Origin of the sequence: Cytophaga sp. FL35 (assembly GCF_014349235.1) — a bacterium.
Lineage (GTDB): Bacteria > Bacteroidota > Bacteroidia > Flavobacteriales > Flavobacteriaceae > Euzebyella.
The window spans coordinates 59,214-75,159 of the sequence record NZ_JACSOH010000007.1 but is presented as its reverse complement, the minus strand read 5'-3'; the positions used below and the strand labels follow the sequence as shown (position 1 = coordinate 75,159).

The 15,946-nt window shown below is 41.2% G+C and carries 22 protein-coding genes; 18 read left to right on the top strand and 4 right to left on the bottom strand.

Translation table 11 applies throughout. The features are described from left to right. The first annotated feature begins 114 nt into the window (after positions 1 to 114). The 11 genes from BIZ36_RS07710 (at position 115) to BIZ36_RS07660 (ending at position 9,644) form a co-directional block, all read left to right on the top strand. Complete coding sequence (locus BIZ36_RS07710; protein ID WP_187457307.1) at positions 115 to 2,091, top strand: alpha-ketoacid dehydrogenase subunit alpha/beta; 1,977 nt, start codon at positions 115 to 117, stop codon at positions 2,089 to 2,091. A 144-nt stretch (positions 2,092 to 2,235) separates the two neighbouring features. Continuing rightward, entirely contained in the window at positions 2,236 to 2,715 is a 480-nt protein-coding gene (locus BIZ36_RS07705; RefSeq protein ID WP_222937304.1) for a lipocalin family protein, read from the top strand. 13 nt (positions 2,716 to 2,728) lie between these two features. Next, positions 2,729 to 3,424, top strand: coding sequence for a YiaD family glycine zipper/OmpA-like lipoprotein (locus BIZ36_RS07700; RefSeq protein ID WP_187457306.1), 696 nt, complete (start codon positions 2,729 to 2,731; stop codon positions 3,422 to 3,424). An 86-nt stretch (positions 3,425 to 3,510) separates the two neighbouring features. Next, positions 3,511 to 4,638, top strand: a complete 1,128-nt coding sequence (locus tag BIZ36_RS07695) for an NAD(P)/FAD-dependent oxidoreductase (RefSeq protein ID WP_187457305.1) — start codon at positions 3,511 to 3,513, stop codon at positions 4,636 to 4,638. After that, a complete protein-coding gene (locus tag BIZ36_RS07690) occupies positions 4,638 to 5,363 on the top strand; it encodes a methyltransferase domain-containing protein (protein WP_187457304.1) in 726 nt (241 codons plus the stop codon). The genes BIZ36_RS07695 and BIZ36_RS07690 overlap by 1 nt, the downstream gene beginning before the upstream one ends. Continuing rightward, complete coding sequence (locus BIZ36_RS07685) at positions 5,360 to 6,415, top strand: type III polyketide synthase (protein WP_187457303.1); 1,056 nt, start codon at positions 5,360 to 5,362, stop codon at positions 6,413 to 6,415. The genes BIZ36_RS07690 and BIZ36_RS07685 overlap by 4 nt, the downstream gene beginning before the upstream one ends. Before the next feature lie 14 nt (positions 6,416 to 6,429). Beyond that, positions 6,430 to 7,221: an SDR family oxidoreductase gene (locus BIZ36_RS07680; RefSeq protein ID WP_187457302.1), complete on the top strand. Its 792-nt coding sequence runs from the start codon at positions 6,430 to 6,432 to the stop codon at positions 7,219 to 7,221. 10 nt (positions 7,222 to 7,231) lie between these two features. Further along, the gene (locus tag BIZ36_RS07675; protein WP_187457301.1) at positions 7,232 to 7,687 is read left to right on the top strand and encodes a 3-hydroxyacyl-ACP dehydratase FabZ family protein; all 456 of its coding nucleotides are present in this window, start codon (positions 7,232 to 7,234) and stop codon (positions 7,685 to 7,687) included. Further along, the gene (locus BIZ36_RS07670; RefSeq protein WP_187457300.1) at positions 7,680 to 8,948 is read left to right on the top strand and encodes a beta-ketoacyl-[acyl-carrier-protein] synthase family protein; all 1,269 of its coding nucleotides are present in this window, start codon (positions 7,680 to 7,682) and stop codon (positions 8,946 to 8,948) included. Before BIZ36_RS07675 ends, BIZ36_RS07670 begins: the two co-directional genes overlap by 8 nt. Positions 8,949 to 8,960: 12 nt before the next feature. Next, the gene (locus BIZ36_RS07665) at positions 8,961 to 9,209 is read left to right on the top strand and encodes a phosphopantetheine-binding protein (RefSeq protein WP_187457299.1); all 249 of its coding nucleotides are present in this window, start codon (positions 8,961 to 8,963) and stop codon (positions 9,207 to 9,209) included. 3 nt (positions 9,210 to 9,212) lie between these two features. Then, positions 9,213 to 9,644, top strand: coding sequence for a hypothetical protein (locus BIZ36_RS07660; protein ID WP_187457298.1), 432 nt, complete (start codon positions 9,213 to 9,215; stop codon positions 9,642 to 9,644). Positions 9,645 to 9,648: 4 nt separating this feature from the next. Here BIZ36_RS07660 and BIZ36_RS07655 read toward each other — a convergent pair whose 3' ends face one another. Then, positions 9,649 to 10,614 (bottom strand): TerC family protein, encoded by a 966-nt coding sequence (locus BIZ36_RS07655; protein WP_187457297.1) that lies wholly within the window; start codon positions 10,612 to 10,614, stop codon positions 9,649 to 9,651. A gap of 176 nt (positions 10,615 to 10,790) precedes the next feature. Here BIZ36_RS07655 and BIZ36_RS07650 point away from each other — a divergent pair, with 176 nt between their 5' ends. The 4 genes from BIZ36_RS07650 to BIZ36_RS07635 are packed head-to-tail and all read left to right on the top strand — an operon-like array spanning position 10,791 to position 13,020. Continuing rightward, positions 10,791 to 11,402: a nitroreductase family protein gene (locus BIZ36_RS07650; RefSeq protein ID WP_187457296.1), complete on the top strand. Its 612-nt coding sequence runs from the start codon at positions 10,791 to 10,793 to the stop codon at positions 11,400 to 11,402. Between the two features lie 3 nt (positions 11,403 to 11,405). Next, the gene (locus BIZ36_RS07645; protein ID WP_187457295.1) at positions 11,406 to 11,798 is read left to right on the top strand and encodes a hypothetical protein; all 393 of its coding nucleotides are present in this window, start codon (positions 11,406 to 11,408) and stop codon (positions 11,796 to 11,798) included. 17 nt (positions 11,799 to 11,815) lie between these two features. Beyond that, complete coding sequence (locus BIZ36_RS07640) at positions 11,816 to 12,352, top strand: peroxiredoxin-like family protein (protein ID WP_187457294.1); 537 nt, start codon at positions 11,816 to 11,818, stop codon at positions 12,350 to 12,352. A gap of 35 nt (positions 12,353 to 12,387) precedes the next feature. Beyond that, entirely contained in the window at positions 12,388 to 13,020 is a 633-nt protein-coding gene (locus BIZ36_RS07635; protein ID WP_187457293.1) for an NAD(P)-binding domain-containing protein, read from the top strand. Here BIZ36_RS07635 and BIZ36_RS07630 read toward each other — a convergent pair. After that, positions 13,017 to 13,526 carry a YceI family protein gene (locus tag BIZ36_RS07630; RefSeq protein WP_187457292.1) on the bottom strand — a complete coding sequence of 170 codons (510 nt, stop codon included), beginning with the start codon at positions 13,524 to 13,526 and terminating at the stop codon, positions 13,017 to 13,019. The two genes, BIZ36_RS07635 and BIZ36_RS07630, sit on opposite strands and share 4 nt — an antisense overlap. Before the next feature lie 132 nt (positions 13,527 to 13,658). Here BIZ36_RS07630 and BIZ36_RS07625 point away from each other — a divergent pair, with 132 nt between their 5' ends. Further along, positions 13,659 to 13,994: a hypothetical protein gene (locus BIZ36_RS07625; RefSeq protein WP_187457291.1), complete on the top strand. Its 336-nt coding sequence runs from the start codon at positions 13,659 to 13,661 to the stop codon at positions 13,992 to 13,994. Between the two features lie 63 nt (positions 13,995 to 14,057). Here BIZ36_RS07625 and BIZ36_RS07620 read toward each other — a convergent pair whose 3' ends face one another. Beyond that, a complete protein-coding gene (locus tag BIZ36_RS07620; RefSeq protein WP_187457290.1) occupies positions 14,058 to 14,510 on the bottom strand; it encodes an arsenate reductase family protein in 453 nt (150 codons plus the stop codon). A 12-nt stretch (positions 14,511 to 14,522) separates the two neighbouring features. Next, on the bottom strand, positions 14,523 to 14,825 hold the full coding sequence (gene hpf / locus BIZ36_RS07615; protein WP_187457289.1) for a ribosome hibernation-promoting factor, HPF/YfiA family: 303 nt from the start codon (positions 14,823 to 14,825) through the stop codon (positions 14,523 to 14,525). A 199-nt stretch (positions 14,826 to 15,024) separates the two neighbouring features. Between hpf and BIZ36_RS07610 the strand changes: the two genes are divergently transcribed. Beyond that, the gene (locus tag BIZ36_RS07610) at positions 15,025 to 15,381 is read left to right on the top strand and encodes a hypothetical protein (protein WP_187457288.1); all 357 of its coding nucleotides are present in this window, start codon (positions 15,025 to 15,027) and stop codon (positions 15,379 to 15,381) included. Between the two features lie 160 nt (positions 15,382 to 15,541). Further along, positions 15,542 to 15,901 (top strand): hypothetical protein, encoded by a 360-nt coding sequence (locus BIZ36_RS07605; RefSeq protein WP_187457287.1) that lies wholly within the window; start codon positions 15,542 to 15,544, stop codon positions 15,899 to 15,901. Positions 15,902 to 15,946 lie beyond the last annotated feature (45 nt).

Sequence of the window (15,946 nt, the reverse complement as noted above, 5' to 3'; positions counted from 1 at the left end):
AAATTTTTAGTGGAGCAAAGGTACTAAATATTGTATACAAACAGTGACAGGTAATTTTAGCCGTGAGATTCCTTTTTTCTACATTTATATAAAATTTGAAGACGTAATTGCCATATGGAATTTAGCAAGGAGGGTATTAGTAATCAAATGTTGGGCCTTTTGTACGAGCGCATGCTCAAACCGCGAATGATCGAGGAGCGCATGTTGGTTCTATTGCGGCAAGGGAAAGTGAGCAAGTGGTTCAGTGGAATTGGGCAAGAAGCTATCTCTGTGGGTGTTGCCAGTGCGCTGACTAATGAGGAGTATATTCTTCCTATGCATCGTAACTTGGGAGTGTTCACCACTAAGGATATCCCCTTGTACCGACTGTTTGCCCAATGGCAAGGAAAGGCAAGTGGTTTTACAAAGGGTAGGGACCGAAGTTTTCATTTTGGAACCCAAGAATATAAGATCATTGGGATGATTTCCCATTTGGGTCCGCAAATGGGCGTAGCCAACGGAATTGCCTTGGGAGATTTGCTTAAAGGAGAAAAAAAAGTAACGGCTGTTTTTACAGGTGACGGTGGCACCAGCGAGGGGGATTTTCACGAGGCCCTTAATGTAGCTTCCGTATGGAATTTACCGGTTTTATTTTGTATTGAAAATAACGGGTACGGATTATCTACTCCAGTTAATGAGCAATATGCTTGCAAACGATTATCCGATAGGGGTATTGGCTACGGGATAGAATCGTATACGATTAAAGGGAACAATATTCTGGAAATTTATCGAAGAATGAAGGACTTGGTGAAGTCCGTTCGGGCTAATCCAAGGCCCATTCTATTGGAGTTTGAGACTTTTAGAATGCGGGGGCATGAAGAAGCGAGCGGTACTAAATATGTACCCGAAGATTTACTTGAATCCTGGGCGGAGAAAGACCCCATAGAAAATTATGAACGCTTTTTAATTGAGGAAAAACTCTTGACCGAAGTTGCCATTCAAAAAATACGGACCGGAATCGAGAAAGAAATTAGTCAACATTTGAATTTGGCTTTCGAGGAGGGATTGATAGAAGTGAATACTGATAAAGAGTTGGCAGACGTGTATCATCCGTTTCAGCATGAAGTAATGGAGCCTTCTATAAAAACCGAGAACATACGTTTTGTAGATGCTGTTTCTGGCGGACTTAAGGAGTCGATGAAAAGGCACGGCAATTTGGTGGTTATGGGTCAGGATATTGCCGAGTATGGCGGGGTTTTCAAAGTTACGGAGGGTTTCCTAACCGAATTTGGAAAGGAAAGGGTGCGTAACACTCCTATATGCGAATCAGGAATTATTGAAGCTGCTATGGGCCTGTCCATCAATGGTATGAAAGCGGTGGTAGAAATGCAGTTTGCAGATTTTGTCTCTTCTGGGTTCAACCCTGTCGTGAATTATTTGGCAAAAAGCCACTACCGATGGGGAGAACCGGCCGATGTGGTCATACGTATGCCCTGTGGAGGGGATGTGGGTGCGGGTCCTTTTCATTCCCAGACAAACGAAGCATGGTTTACAAAAACTGCCGGTTTAAAAGTAGCGTACCCCGCATTTCCAGCAGATGCAAAAGGCCTGTTGACTACGGGGATTAACGACCCCAACCCTGTACTGTTCTTTGAGCATAAAGCTTTATACCGTAGTGTATATCAAGAGGTGCCAGAAGGTTATTACACGTTGCCTTTTGGCAAGGCGGCCCTATTGAAGGAGGGGTCCGATGTAACCATAGTGTCCTACGGGGCAGGAGTGCATTGGGCTTTAAAAACTTTGGAAGAGAATATGGACATAGATGCAGACCTACTCGATTTACGTACTTTGATGCCTATGGATATGGAATCCATCTACACCTCCGTAGAAAAGACTGGGAAACTCATCATTCTGCAAGAAGATACAATTTTCGGGGGAATTGCCAGTGATATTTCGGCCATGGTTTCGGAAAACCGATTCGAATTTCTGGACGCTCCCATTCAAAGAGTGGCCAGTTTGCAAACTCCCATTCCATTTGCAAAAGTACTGGAAGACAATTACTTGCCTAAAAATCGATTTCTTGATCAACTTCTTAAATTAATAGCCTACTAGCAATTGAGCAAATATCTTCTTTTTTAACATTCAGATTTCCAGATTTATAGCTGCATCTTGCCATCATGTTAACGAGAGATTAACGAATGCCGTACAACAAATGGCATACTACTCGCGTATATACGATAACTAAAAACTAAATTTATGATGAAGAACAGCATTGTGCTGGGCGCACTATTTTTAATGTTGGCCTCCTGCTCCCTAAGCAAAGAAATTAGGGAACAAAGAGATACCATAAACGGTACTTGGATTTTGCAGGATGTTTCCTTTGAACAAGAAGGTGACTTTAAGGCAAAATTGTTCAATGATGCGGATGCCTTCTGTTTTGAGGGTAGTTCGTGGTACTTTTTTGAAAACAACAGTACGGGAAGCTATACTATTAACGGGAATTCTGGAGCCTGCCCAACGGGTACCCGAAATATTCGTTGGTCCGTACAGGAAGACCCTTCCGGGGCCAATAGGTTACAGTTCAAATACATTGACGAAAAGAAAAATGACCTTTATGGGCGTACCGGTTATGGTATGGATATTGTCTCTTTATCAAGTGGCAGTATGACGCTAAAATCCAATGTGAACGCCAATGGCGAAATGGTTTCGGTCATATATTCTTTCAACAAACAATAAAATCAGATAATAGATGAAAAAGATTGCAATAAAATCAATTTATATTTTCATGGCCATGTCTATGGTCGTAGGTTGTAAAACTGTTCAAAACGCCAATAATAAGCAGAAAGGGGCTGTTATTGGTGCCGGAAGTGGGGCTGCCATTGGCGGTGTCATTGGTAACAATGTGGGTAGCGGTAACAATACCGTTTTAGGAGCTATCCTAGGAGCAGCCATTGGAGGTGTTGCTGGTGGTTACATTGGTGACCGTATGGACAGGCAAGCCGAGCGCATTGAAGAAGAAATACCCGGAGCGGAAGTTACCCGTGTGGGAGAAGGAATAAACGTGACCTTTAATGAGGATGCAGGTGTTTATTTTGACACGAACAAATCTGAAGTAAAGGGAACATCTGTAACTACCTTGAACAGTTTGGCCGAAATTTTAAAGGAATATCCTAAATCCAACGTGTTGGTGGAAGGGCATACAGATAGTGCCGGACCGGAAGATTATAATATGACACTTTCAAAATCGAGGGCAACTTCGGTAAGCAATTATTTAAAATCCCAAGGAATTGATGCAAGTAGGTTGACTACCAAGTGGTATGGAGAAAATCAGCCTGTTGCCGATAACGAGACCAAGGAAGGCAAAGCTAAAAACAGACGGGTAGAATTGGCCATTGTGGCTAGTGAGGCCCTAAAGCAAGAAGCTAAGCAGCAAGTGAAAGGATAAAGTAATTTTGAAAAAGAGAAATTCAGCCTTGAATCCCGTTCAATTTTTTGATCGGGATTCTTTTTTTTAATGTGTATATTCCAAAAGTGAAACTCGATTATGATGTGGTAGTGGTGGGTGGTGGTCTTGCGGGACTCACGGCCGCCATTCATTTAGGTTTAGAAGGTGTTTCGGTTTTGGTATTGGAGAAAAATACCTATCCGCATCACAAAGTATGCGGGGAATATGTTTCCAATGAGGTGCTTCCCTATCTTCAAAAATTGGGAGTTTCACTGCAAGCTGCCGGAGCGCCAACTATTTCAAAATTTCAATTGAGCCAAGGGAATGGTAAGGTATTGGAGGCCGATTTGCCCTTAGGCGGATTCGGGATTAGTCGCTATGCTTTTGATGAACTTTTGTATAAGAGGGCTTTGGAGGTTGGTGTAGAAGTTCAATTCGAGAAAGTCACAGGTATTTTATTCAAAAAATCTAGTTTTGAGGTAGTTATATCGAATGGTAAAAAATTTACTTCAAGGGTGGTCTTAGGGGCTTACGGAAAGCGTAGTACTTTGGATAAAAAACTAAATCGCGATTTTATTACTGAAAAATCGGCCTGGGTAGCGGTCAAAAATCATTATAAATGGAATGTCTTTCCCGATGACGTAGTGGCGTTACATAATTTTCATGGAGGATATGGCGGACTTTCCAAAACGGAGTCGGGAGAGGTCAATTTTTGCTATATGGCGCATTATGATAGTTTTCAGAAATTTAAGAAGGTGGAAGATTTCAATGGACAAATCATCGCCCAGAACAAATTTTTAAAAGATTTTTTGCAAGAAGCAGAACCCGTTTTTGAGCAACCGTTGACCATTGCACAAATTTCATTCAGGCCAAAGAAAGCCGTTGAAAACCATGTATTGATGATCGGCGACACTGCAGGACTTATACATCCTCTTTGTGGCAACGGAATGGCAATGGCCATACACAGTGCTAAAATTGCTTCTGAGCTGGTAGTGTCCTATGTAAAATCGGGTCAAGAAAATAGAAGTCTATTGGAAAAAAGTTACCAGCAGGAATGGAAAAAGACCTTTAACGCGCGTTTGTATTGGGGTAGGCAATTGCAGCGCATACTTCTAAGGCCAACATTGTCCAATATTATAATATCGCTTGTTGGTAAGAGCTCTAAGCTTTTGAAAGCTACAATTGCTGCTACCCATGGTAAACCTCTTGTGTAATGTTTGAGTATCCTACTAGATATCAAGGATTGGAATTGATGGATGCTCCCGATGTGCCCAAAAAAGAGTTGGAGGCTACTTTTTCTGATATCAACTTGGTAAATCGTCTACTCGGGGGATTTAAGTCAACGTTACAGGTGTTAGATACTATCTTTAAAAGAAATAAGAAAGAATCATATACGATTTTAGATGTGGGTTGTGGTGATGGGGAAATGCTACGACATGTGGTAAAATGGGCTAGGGACAGTGGTATTCAACTTAAATGCTATGGGGTTGATTTAAATCCAATTAGCTTGGATATAGCCCGTGAGAAATCCCGTTCTTATCCGGAGATAACCTATTTAAACCTGAACGTTAACGATTGGGATATTAAAAATATGCCGGTGGATATAGTTTTGTGCACCCTAACGCTTCATCATATAGAAGATGAGCTTCACAAACATTTCTTGAACAAGCTCCAAGAATTGTCGCGTATAGCGATAATCATCAATGATTTGGAAAGAAGTAGGTTTGCATATGTGCTTTTTGGCTGGTTTAGTACTATTTTTATGAAGACGAAGATGGCCAAGCATGATGGTAAGGTATCCATTAGAAGAGGTTTTGTAAAAAAGGATTTATTAAAACTTGCGGAATCGCTGCCCGAGGCAAATCATACCATTAGCTGGCAATGGGCCTTTAGATATATTTGGGTCATAAGGCCAAAAAGAAACGTATACGATTTATGAACGAAGTAAGGGTTTCCGGGGTTTCAAAGGAGCTTCCGGAGTATAGCCGAAATACAAAAGATATTATTCCCCTAGTCGAATCCTGGCTTCAAGGTCAAGAAGAACGGTTTAGGCGAAAAGTGATTAAAATTTTTGAGGGTGCAGCGGTAGATACCCGTTATAGTATCATGAGTCCCGACGAAGTGTTTACTGCCACTTCTTTTGAAGAAAAGAATGCAATTTACGTGCGGGAAAGCAAAAAGCTGGGTGAAAAGGTACTTAGAAAAGCCTTGCTTCAACAAGAATGGGAGGCTTCTTCCTTGGATTATATCATTACCGTTAGCTGTACGGGGATTATGATTCCTTCTTTGGATGCCTTTCTAATTGAAGCGTTGGGGCTTCGCCAAGATGTGGTGCGCCTTCCGGTCACGGAAATGGGTTGCGCGGCAGGGGTGTCGGGTATGATATATGCCTATAACTTTCTTAAATCAAACCCTGGAAAACGTGTTGCAGTGGTAGCGGTAGAAAGTCCGACGGCAACTTTTCAGCTGAATGATTTTTCTATGGCCAATATGGTAAGTGCCGCTATTTTTGGGGATGGGGCGGCATGTGTTTTGTTGTCCTCGGAAGAAAAAGCCTCCGGGCCCAAAATTCTGGGGGCTGAAATGTACCATTTTGAAAACGCCACTCAAATGATGGGCTTTGATCTCACCAATGGCGGATTAAAAATGGTATTGGATATTGAAGTGCCCAATGTTATCCAAGAACACTTTCCAAAAATCATCCATCCGTTTTTGGAGAAATTCGGGTCTGATATCAAAAAAGTAAATCACTTTATTTTTCATCCGGGAGGAAAGAAAATAGTGCAGACCGTAGAACAACTATTTGGTGAAATGGACAAAAATGTGGACGATACGAAAGAGGTTTTACGGCAATTTGGTAATATGAGTAGTGCCACGGTGCTTTACGTATTGGAGCGTTTTATGCAGCGCAATTTGAAACAAGGGGAGCAAGGGTTCATGCTGAGTTTTGGTCCGGGATTCTCGGGGCAAAGAATATTGTTGGAATGGTAAATGCCACATAAATCATGGAGAACCTAACAAAAAAACAATGGGCACTTATTCTAGGTGGTAGTAGTGGATTGGGCTTGGCTACGGCAAAAAAACTGGCCGCGAACGGATATTCCATTTTTATTATTCATAGAGATAGGAGAGTTGATTTAGAAGAGGTTAAATCTAATTTCCAAGAAATTACTTCAAGTGGCGTGGATTTGGTTTCGTACAATATGGATCTGGTAAAAACGAATAAACGTCAACAGGTTTTGAAGGAAATCAAAACAAAATTAGGGGCCCAAGAAAAATTAAAAGTATTGGTTCATAGCATTGCCAAAGGAAATTTAAAACCGATGAACTCCCAAACTGAAAAAGAACTGGAGAATGTAGATTTCCATATAACCCTTAATGCCATGGCGCTTAGTTTGTATGATTGGACAAAGGATTTGATTAAGGAAGATTTATTTTCAAGCGATGCGCGAATCATCTCCTTTACCAGCGAAGGAAATACAAGGGCGTGGAAAGGCTATGCGGCCGTTTCGGCGGCAAAGGCCACCTTGGAGTCTTTAACAAGAAATATGGCGTTGGAGTTTGCTGCTTTAGGATTAAAGGTGAACTGTATTCAGGCAGGTGCTACCGAAACCAAATCCTTTAAAATGATACCTGGCCATGAACGTATTAAGGAAAATGCGCTGCAAAGAAATCCCCATGGTCGGCTAACTTCCCCTGAGGATGTGGCCAATGTGGTATATCTTTTAACTACCCCGGAGGCCCAATGGATAACGGGCACTGTAATCAAGGTGGACGGGGGCGAAAGTCTACGATAAATTCTCCTCTATGAACTGGCAGCATCTAATTAAGCAACTTCCATATTCCAAGCCCTTCTTATTCGTGGATAAACTGATACATGTGAGTGAGGAAGGAGTGGAAGGTGAATATACATTTCCAGAGGATTCTTTTTTTTACCAAGGGCATTTTAAAAACTATCCAGTGACCCCGGGGGTCATTCTTACGGAATGTTGCGCACAGATTGGTGTAGTTTCCTTGGGGTTATTTTTGCTGGGCAAAGAACAGGAGTTAGAGAGTAAATCCTCCTTTAAAATTGGTATGAGCAGTAGTGAAATGGAGTTTTTAACACCTGTTTTACCTGGAGAGAAAGTAAAAGTGGTATCGCGAAAACGCTATTTTCGATTTCATAAATTGAAGTGCGAAGTTAAAATGTATAATTCTGATAATCAAATAGTTTGTCGTGGACAAATTGCAGGAATGCTTAAAGTAGATTCTAATGGGTAGTAGAGTGGTGGTTACGGGTCTGGGAGTATGCGCTCCTAATGGAGTGGGACTAAAATCTTTTTACCGATCCATGCAAATGGGTGTAAGTGGGATTAGGCATTTTGCTGAACTGGAAGAACTAAATTTTGGATGTCAGGTAGCGGGGGCTCCGCAAATTTCTCAAGAACAACTTCGTTCTCATTTTACATCCTTGGAACAACGAGGTCTCAAGGCCACAGGAATCATATATGGTGTAATGGCCGGTTTGGATGCTTGGAAGGACGCCGCGTTACCGCTAGCAGCAGAAGATGATCCGGATTGGCATAGCGGTATTGTTTTCGGTTCCGGCACCCTAGGGGTCGACAAGTTCAATGAAGCCATGAACCTAGTGGATGAAGGTAACGTTCGTCGTTTGGGAAGCACCACGGTTATTCAGACCATGGCCAGCGGTGTGAGTGCCTACTTGGGGGGTAAAATTGGGTGCGGTAATCAAGTAACTACCAATTCTTCGGCATGTACTACGGGTACGGAGTCTTTATTGATGGGTTTTGATCGGATTAAAAACGGACAAGCGGAACGAATGTTAGTTGGGAGCTGCAGTGATAGCGGACCTTACGTCTGGGGCGGCTTTGATGCCATGCGTATTCTTCCGAGAAACTTTAATGACCGGCCGGAAAGTGCCAGCAGGCCTATGAGTGCTTCGGCGCAAGGGTTTGTTCCTGGAAGCGGGGCAGGTGCCTTGGTTTTGGAATCCTTGGATAGTGCCAAGGCAAGGGGAGCAAACATTTATGCGGAAGTTTTAGGCGGTAATATCAATAGTGGAGGTCAAAGAGGTGGAGGTACCATGACCGCTCCTAATAGTGAATCGGTACAGCGGTGCATTCTGTCGGCATTGGAAAATAGTAAGGTACAGGCCTCAGAGGTAGATATCGTCAATGGACATTTAACGGCGACCTCCAAGGATGCTTTGGAAATTGAAAATTGGAGTAGGGCCCTCAAGCGAAAAGGGGGTGATTTTCCTCGGATCAATTCGTTTAAAGGGCATTTTGGCCATTGCCTTTCCGCAGCCGGAAGTATTGAGCTGGTAGCTTGTATTTTGCAATTAAAGGAGCAAATGGTTTTCGGAAATCTCAATTGTGAAGATTTGCATCCGGAAATAGTTAAAATCATTTCTAGTGACTGTGTACCACATAAATCAATGAACACGGATTTTCAAGTTTTAGCAAAAGCAAGCTTCGGCTTTGGCGATGTAAATGCTTGTGCTATTTTTAGAACGTGTTAAAATTACTGGTAAATGGATGAACATACTAAATACGATAAATTAATAAAAATCATAAAAACCTATCTACCTGAAGACGTTTCGGTTAACGATATTGAATTGAACAGTCACTTTATAAACGACCTGAATATTAATTCCGCCAACTTAGTAGATATAGTTCTCGATGTTGAGGACGAATTTGATATTATGCTAGAAAACGAAGACATGGAAAAAATGCAGACCGTAGAAGATGCTATTCAGATAATCAATACCAAATTGGCCTGATCCATGAAGGAATTTTTACACTGGGCAAAAGCCAAATTGCAAGTAGATCCTCGACTTCTTATAATTTATTGTGTGCTATATTTTTTGTGGGGACTCACCATGAACTGGTTTGGTGCCACGGTAGAGATTGCCCAATTCACCTATTGGTGGCAAGTCATAACCTGTTATCTTTTATATATGGTGCCAATTTCGCTCTTATTGAGAGGTTTACCCTTCCATATGCAGTATGCGTACGGACTTATAGCTATGGGACTTTTGGAGTTTGCAGGTTATGGCTTGCAAACCTCGTATGCCTATCCCAATAACTTATTGGACCAGTTTTTTGGTATCCGAAATTTTTCCTTGGGAATGGCGCTTTTCTTCGCTTTGTATTTTCCTGCAGGAAATTGGGCAGTTGCTAAAATTTATCAGGCTCTATTTAAAAAGGTTGCTTAAAAGCTTACTCTTCTGTTGAAATTACTTCCTCATCCTCTTTTTGAGGAATGACCAAGGAAGCGATTATTCCCGCTAACAAAGAAACGGTGATAACGGTAAGGGAAACCCATTCCGGTAACTCAATGTTGTGGGAGAATAACATCTTAAGCCCTACAAAGGCAAGTATAACTACCAAACTATAGTTGATGTACCTGAATTTCTCCAGCATTCTCGAGATAAGGAAATACATGGAACGCAGACCTAAAATTGCCAAGATATTGGAACTGAAAACGATAAATGGGTCGGCCGTAATGGCCAAAATTGCCGGAATACTATCCAAGGCAAAAAGAACATCGGTCAGCTCAATTACAATAAGAGCCATAAAAAGTGGGGTTGCCGCCCGCACGCCCATTCTTTTTACAAAAAAATCGTGTCCTTGAATTTGATGCGTAACAGGAAATACCTTTTTAACCTGCCTAAAAATCCATGATTTTTTTGGGTCAAATTCGCTATCATCGGATTTGAGCATCTTATAGGCGGTATAAAGTAAAAAGACCCCAAATACATAGATAATCCATTCGAATTTTGATATCAAGGCCACTCCAAAGACAATCATTAGTCCCCTAAAAATAATGGCTCCTAGAATACCCCAAAACAATACTCTGTGTTGATATAAAGGCGGTATGTTAAAAGAGGTAAAAATGACAGCAATGACAAAAACGTTGTCAATACTAAGGGATAATTCTATGAGGTAACCCGTTACATACTTTAAAACAGCATTATTGGGGGTAAGGTTTGTAGGGTTTTCTACCATTCCGCTTGAAAAGAGCCAATAAATGACCCCGCTAAAACCAAGAGCGACCGAAACCCACACGGCCGTCCATATTCCGGCTTCCTTACTCTTGATTACATGGTCGTTCTTATTAAAGACACCAAGGTCCAATGCCAAAAAGACCATGACCAATGCAATAAACAAAATCCATACCCACATACACTTGAATTTTAAGCCGCGAAGTTAATTAAAATCCATATTTAAGTTGATGCAAATAGATTCTAGATAGACGCAAAAAGTAGGAATGCTTTAACATCAAAAAATGAATGTGTAGCGTTAAGCGACCTGTTCATTCAGAGCTATATTGAACATAATTATTTAAAACAAATTTAGCTATGACAGAATATGAACAGATAGCATTGGATAAAATTGCCAATCATGAGCATGAAATCTATGCGCTATTAAAGCAACGATATAGTCCTAGGGTATTTTCTGAAGAACCCATAGGAAAACAGGATATGAAACAATTGTTTGAAGCCGCTAGGTGGGCAGCAAGTTGCAACAATTGGCAACCATGGAGGTTTATTTATGGCTTTAAGGGCGAAGAGGGCTACGATAAGATTTACGATTGCCTAGATGAATTCAATCAGAGTTGGGCAGACAATGCACCCGTACTCATGTTGACTGCCTACAAGGAGAAGACGCCGGACGGTAAAGACAACTTTCATGCCCTCCACGATTTGGGTCTCGCCATGGGAAATATGACCGTACAGGCACAGTATAAAGGAATAGCGATGCACCATATGGCTGGCTTTGACTGGAAAAAAGCGCAAGAAGTATTTGACGTACCTGAAGGCTATCATTTTTCTACGGCCGTCGCCATTGGATATTTTGGGGGAGAGCAGGAAAAACTTCCGGAAGACCTTCAAGAACAGGAACAGAGTGAGCGGGAACGGATTCCACAGAATGATTTTGCCTTTGAGAATAATTGGAACGCAAAAGAATAAAAGATGAAAAGGAATTCAACATTTTGGGCATTGATGATATCCGGTTTCGGACTGGTTACTAGTTTACGTGGTCAGGACACCTATTTTCAGGAGGGGAACAAAAGCAGCGAAACATGGGCAAAGACGCTCACGCAAGCGTACCAACCTGAATTGGTTATGGACGGTAAGCAAATTTTGCAATTTCAGCAAAAGCTAGAGGAGTTTCTCATAAGGGAGAACAAAATTCAAAAAGCGAATATGACCATGGAGGATAAAATGGCATTATTATCAGAACTGGCCCGTCAACAACGTGCAGAAATGTCGAACATCCTTACAAAACCGCAATTAAGAAGATATAGAAAGGTACGAAATGAAATTCAACCCATAGCGGTGGTTGTAGATACCTTAAATCACTAAAATAAAAATTAAAACATATGTTATTACCAAGAAAAGAAGTACCTCAAATAGAACTGAATTTGATCAATGGAACACGTTGGAGCTTACAGGCCCAAGAAAGCGAAAGCTTTACGATGATGGTCTTTTACAGGGGAATTCATTGCCCTGTTTGTAAGAAGCAGCTTGAAGAATTGGCCGGCAGGTTGGACGAGTTCAGCGAACGCGGCGTTAATGTGGTGGCTATTAGTAGCAATACCGAAGAGCTAGCGAAAAAAACAGCCGAAAAGTGGGATATTCCAGAGTTGCCATTGGCCTACGGACTTACAATCAGTCAGGCAAGGGAGTGGGGACTGTACGTTTCCAACGGAATTAGTGACAAAGAACCGGATCAATTTACCGAGCCGGGGCTTTTCTTTGTAAAACCGGATAACACCCTTTATGCCGCGTCTATACAAACCATGCCTTTTGCGAGACCGGGTTTTGATGATATTCTTAACATGATTGACTACGTCACCAAAAATGATTACCCGGCAAGGGGCGAGGCTGAAGTAGCTTTGAAAACTGAAATGGCGTAAGACAGAAATTAATTAATCTTAAAAGAGAGAACAAAATGAAAATTGGAATTATAGGAAGTGGAAAAATTGGAGGAACCTTGGGCAAACATTGGTCCAAGGCAGGTCATAAAGTCCTGTTTAGTTCCAGACATCCCAATGAATTGAATGATATGGTACGCGAAAGCGGAAAGAATGCTAAGGCGGTAAGTGTGGCGGAAGCCTTTGAGGCCAATGCGGATGTTTACCTTTTGGCGACACCATTTAAGGCCATAAACGAAACCGCAGAAGTTTTTGCTGGGGAGTATGGCAATAAAGTGATCATTGATGCTACCAATCCCTATCCTGAAAGGGATGGAGAGGTTGCCCAAGAAGTTAGGGACAACAACCGTAATGCATCTGAGTATACAGCTTTAAAATTCAATACGGCCGTTACCGCAAAGGCTTTCAATACCATTCACCACAAAGATTTAAAGAACAGGGCCTTTGATGAAGCCAATCCAATGGCGGTACCTTTTGCCGCCCAGGATGCCAAAAGTAGGAAGGTAACGGAACAATTAATTTCCGATATTGGATTCGTTCCTCTATATGTAGGGGATTTGGGAGCCACCAATGCGATGGAAGTGGACGAAAAACTGTATGGAGTTAGTACGGATGAGCAAGAAATGCGTTCACTTTTGCAGATGTCCTAGAAATTGAGAACAATGGTTACATCCACTTCATTTTCTTCCCGTTCATCCTTTATATGAATGCCGAAGTCTGAAGTAAACAAGGATGTTAAACCTATAAGCCGATTATCTTTACGGGAAAACGTGAAGGTAATCGGTTTTGTTGTTCCTTTGAGGGTTAGATTACCGGTCACTTGAAAGGTACCATCTGTAGTTCCAGAAATTTTGGTACTTTTAAAAAGAATGGAAGGATAGGCATCGGCATCAAAATATTTTCCGCCTTTAAGCGACCAATCCCTCAAGAAATTACCTGTTTTTAGGGTTTCGACCTGCACGGAGCCTGAAAATTTACTTTCGGTAAGATTTCCCAAATCGATCATTGAACTGGAGTTGAAACCTCCAATACTTCCCTCTACATCCTTTGAGGTGAAGTGAAATGTAATTTCGGCAGATTGCACACTTATTTGTTGGCACCAAAGGGATGGCTGACAGCCGAATAGAAAGAAAAGGAAAACGAGAGAACGTATCATTGAATCGATGATTTATCCAAAGATAGAAGAATAATTGGTCGGTTTATCGATTTGTTTTGCAGTTCACCCAGCAAAAATACGATGGAAAAGAGCTATTGATAAATTAGCTCTAGAGACTATATGAAAACCCCTATGAGAAAATTATTTTTTAAGGGTATGTGCCTAGTTTTGGCATGTACTGCCAGTACTGCTGCCTTGCAGGCACAGGAAAGTGATAAGAAAAAGCATGAGGTAACCAAGTATACGGTCATGGAACGCTTTGAGCCGGAAATGATCTTAACCCCTCAAGAGCGCATTCAACTGAAAGAGAATAGAGTGGCCGAAATGGAACAAACCCGTACCATTGTGGATACCTTGGATATATCCGAAAGAAAAAGGGAACGCTTGCTTCAAGATATTATAGACCAACCTTATTCCAGCCGTTTGTCCAAAACCATGGCCAAACTGGAGTTTGAGGATGAGGAATAACCAACACACGAAAAAGCCACCTCTAGAGGTGGCTTTTTTATTTAGGTGGTGTTTGTTTTTATACTAGATAAAGGATTCTCCCTTAGTGGTAGATGACGTTGTAGGATCTTCTCCCATATTTTTCTTTTCCAACCCTGCAGAATCTACGTCAAAGAACTGTAAAACCTCTGAGCGGCTAGTGACTTGTTTAAAAGTCTTGCCTTTAATTGCTATGGGGTTTTGTAACAATTCAGGATTGTTGTCTATCAATTTTAACCAATCATCCGTTTCAAAAGAATCACTATCCTCAATATCCGGTGTTTCTGTGTTGTCCAAACTGAAAAGTTCACCAAGATTCTTCCCGACACCATCTGCCAAGGTTACCCACATGGCATGACCAAGCTTTGTTTCCGCAATATCAATGCTCCTCAGGTCATCACCTGCGCCCTGAACGTAGCCCAACACCTGCTTTCCCAAGTGCGACTTTGAGCTGTATACCAAGGTGAGTAAATTTTCATCTGTGCTAATTACACTCATATCATCCATAATTTAGTGGCTTTTCAATTTTACTTTCCGTTTTTTTAATTGTCTTTCCAAATCGGATACGGATTCCCGTATGGAGGCTTCAAAATTTTCGTTACTGGCTTCCGCAAAAAGTCGGGGCCCCGGCGCGCTTAAGCGTATGTTGCAAATTAACCCTGTTTCCGGACTTGAGGTATTCTCCTGTTTAAAGAATACATCGGCGCGTATAAGAAAGTCATACCGTTCAAAAAGTTTATTGATTTTATCGGTGGCCAATTCTTCCAATCGGTCACTAGCAGTTACATTGTCGTATTCAAAATTTATTTCCATACTGCAAATTAGGTACAGTATAATGGCTAGGAGTGTTCAAACAAGAAATTTATTGCCACAGCTAAAATGTAGGAATGTTATAATATGTTAAACTCTGAATTTAAGGTATCTAACTACAACGTTGTAGTCGTATTTTTTGTAACTTTAAGAAGTTCCCTTGTTAAAATCCTACAAATTTCAACTCTAAATCTTGAACGCTATGGAAAAATTTAAACAAAATCGCTACCTCAACTGGGAATCGGAAAGCAAGGACGCTTTATTACTTCGTTTGGAACGAGATCAGCGCAATCTCCTACAATTACGGGTACAGCTTAATTCGTACCGCTCAGAACCCAATACCTATACGCTATTTGAACGTCTCAACCAGCTCCGTAAGGCTATGGATCTTTGTAATAGAAACAATAAAGAGGTAATTACGGCTCTCAAGGGCGAAAAAATACCGCACAGCGCCTATGTGGCCCAGGCAAAGAAACAGTTGAGTACTTTTAGACAATTGCAATCTCATGTGGAGGAATATCTTATGAAATGCTCAGCCACCAAGGTTCCAACTATGTAATATAACCTCCTCTTTTTTAAGTTGTTATTAATATATACCGACTGTATTGAGCACATTGGTAAAATTGATGTGAAATTTGGGTTAAATCCTTCAGCTTTGTAAGAAATATGATATTTTGAAGTGTAATTTTGCAGTATCAATCAAGTAACGGGGGTAACTTATGACTACTAATAATGAATTCACTTTAGAATCTTCTTGCATTAAGGATAGACATGTTCAATTAAGGCGTTTGGACCGCAACCAGCGCGATATCAAACAATGTAACGATAAATTGGTCTCTTATCTTAGTGAACCAAAAACACCCTTACAATTTCAACAATTTCTGGAACTTAAAAGTGACGCTAGAGAACTTGAAAATGACAATGAAGCGATATTGGCAGACTTACGGAACCAAGTAGATGTAAGTTCACAAAGTGCTCTTCTACTTTCTAAACATCTACGGCGCTTTCGAGAATTTGCCCAAAGGGTAGTGGCTTATCTTTCGGATGTAAAAACGCAACGGAGTATTGGGGTTTCTTAAATCCATCTTTTTTATAAATAAAGCCTTATTGGTATTGCTTCATTT

Excerpts from the sequence above, each read along its gene's own strand:
- BIZ36_RS07710 (WP_187457307.1), top strand. The coding sequence starts at position 115 with ATGGAATTTAGCAAGGAGGGTATTAGTAATCAAATGTTGGGCCTTTTG.
- BIZ36_RS07705 (WP_222937304.1), top strand. The coding sequence starts at position 2,236 with ATGATGAAGAACAGCATTGTGCTGGGCGCACTATTTTTAATGTTGGCC.
- BIZ36_RS07700 (WP_187457306.1), top strand. The coding sequence starts at position 2,729 with ATGAAAAAGATTGCAATAAAATCAATTTATATTTTCATGGCCATGTCT.
- BIZ36_RS07690 (WP_187457304.1), top strand. The coding sequence starts at position 4,638 with ATGTTTGAGTATCCTACTAGATATCAAGGATTGGAATTGATGGATGCT.
- BIZ36_RS07685 (WP_187457303.1), top strand. The coding sequence starts at position 5,360 with ATGAACGAAGTAAGGGTTTCCGGGGTTTCAAAGGAGCTTCCGGAGTAT.
- BIZ36_RS07680 (WP_187457302.1), top strand. The coding sequence starts at position 6,430 with ATGGAGAACCTAACAAAAAAACAATGGGCACTTATTCTAGGTGGTAGT.
- BIZ36_RS07675 (WP_187457301.1), top strand. The coding sequence starts at position 7,232 with ATGAACTGGCAGCATCTAATTAAGCAACTTCCATATTCCAAGCCCTTC.
- BIZ36_RS07670 (WP_187457300.1), top strand. The coding sequence starts at position 7,680 with ATGGGTAGTAGAGTGGTGGTTACGGGTCTGGGAGTATGCGCTCCTAAT.
- BIZ36_RS07665 (WP_187457299.1), top strand. The coding sequence starts at position 8,961 with ATGGATGAACATACTAAATACGATAAATTAATAAAAATCATAAAAACC.
- BIZ36_RS07660 (WP_187457298.1), top strand. The coding sequence starts at position 9,213 with ATGAAGGAATTTTTACACTGGGCAAAAGCCAAATTGCAAGTAGATCCT.
- BIZ36_RS07655 (WP_187457297.1), bottom strand. The coding sequence starts at position 10,614 with ATGTGGGTATGGATTTTGTTTATTGCATTGGTCATGGTCTTTTTGGCA.
- BIZ36_RS07650 (WP_187457296.1), top strand. The coding sequence starts at position 10,791 with ATGACAGAATATGAACAGATAGCATTGGATAAAATTGCCAATCATGAG.
- BIZ36_RS07645 (WP_187457295.1), top strand. The coding sequence starts at position 11,406 with ATGAAAAGGAATTCAACATTTTGGGCATTGATGATATCCGGTTTCGGA.
- BIZ36_RS07640 (WP_187457294.1), top strand. The coding sequence starts at position 11,816 with ATGTTATTACCAAGAAAAGAAGTACCTCAAATAGAACTGAATTTGATC.
- BIZ36_RS07635 (WP_187457293.1), top strand. The coding sequence starts at position 12,388 with ATGAAAATTGGAATTATAGGAAGTGGAAAAATTGGAGGAACCTTGGGC.
- BIZ36_RS07630 (WP_187457292.1), bottom strand. The coding sequence starts at position 13,526 with ATGATACGTTCTCTCGTTTTCCTTTTCTTTCTATTCGGCTGTCAGCCA.
- BIZ36_RS07625 (WP_187457291.1), top strand. The coding sequence starts at position 13,659 with ATGAGAAAATTATTTTTTAAGGGTATGTGCCTAGTTTTGGCATGTACT.
- BIZ36_RS07620 (WP_187457290.1), bottom strand. The coding sequence starts at position 14,510 with ATGAGTGTAATTAGCACAGATGAAAATTTACTCACCTTGGTATACAGC.
- hpf (WP_187457289.1), bottom strand. The coding sequence starts at position 14,825 with ATGGAAATAAATTTTGAATACGACAATGTAACTGCTAGTGACCGATTG.
- BIZ36_RS07610 (WP_187457288.1), top strand. The coding sequence starts at position 15,025 with ATGGAAAAATTTAAACAAAATCGCTACCTCAACTGGGAATCGGAAAGC.
- BIZ36_RS07605 (WP_187457287.1), top strand. The coding sequence starts at position 15,542 with ATGACTACTAATAATGAATTCACTTTAGAATCTTCTTGCATTAAGGAT.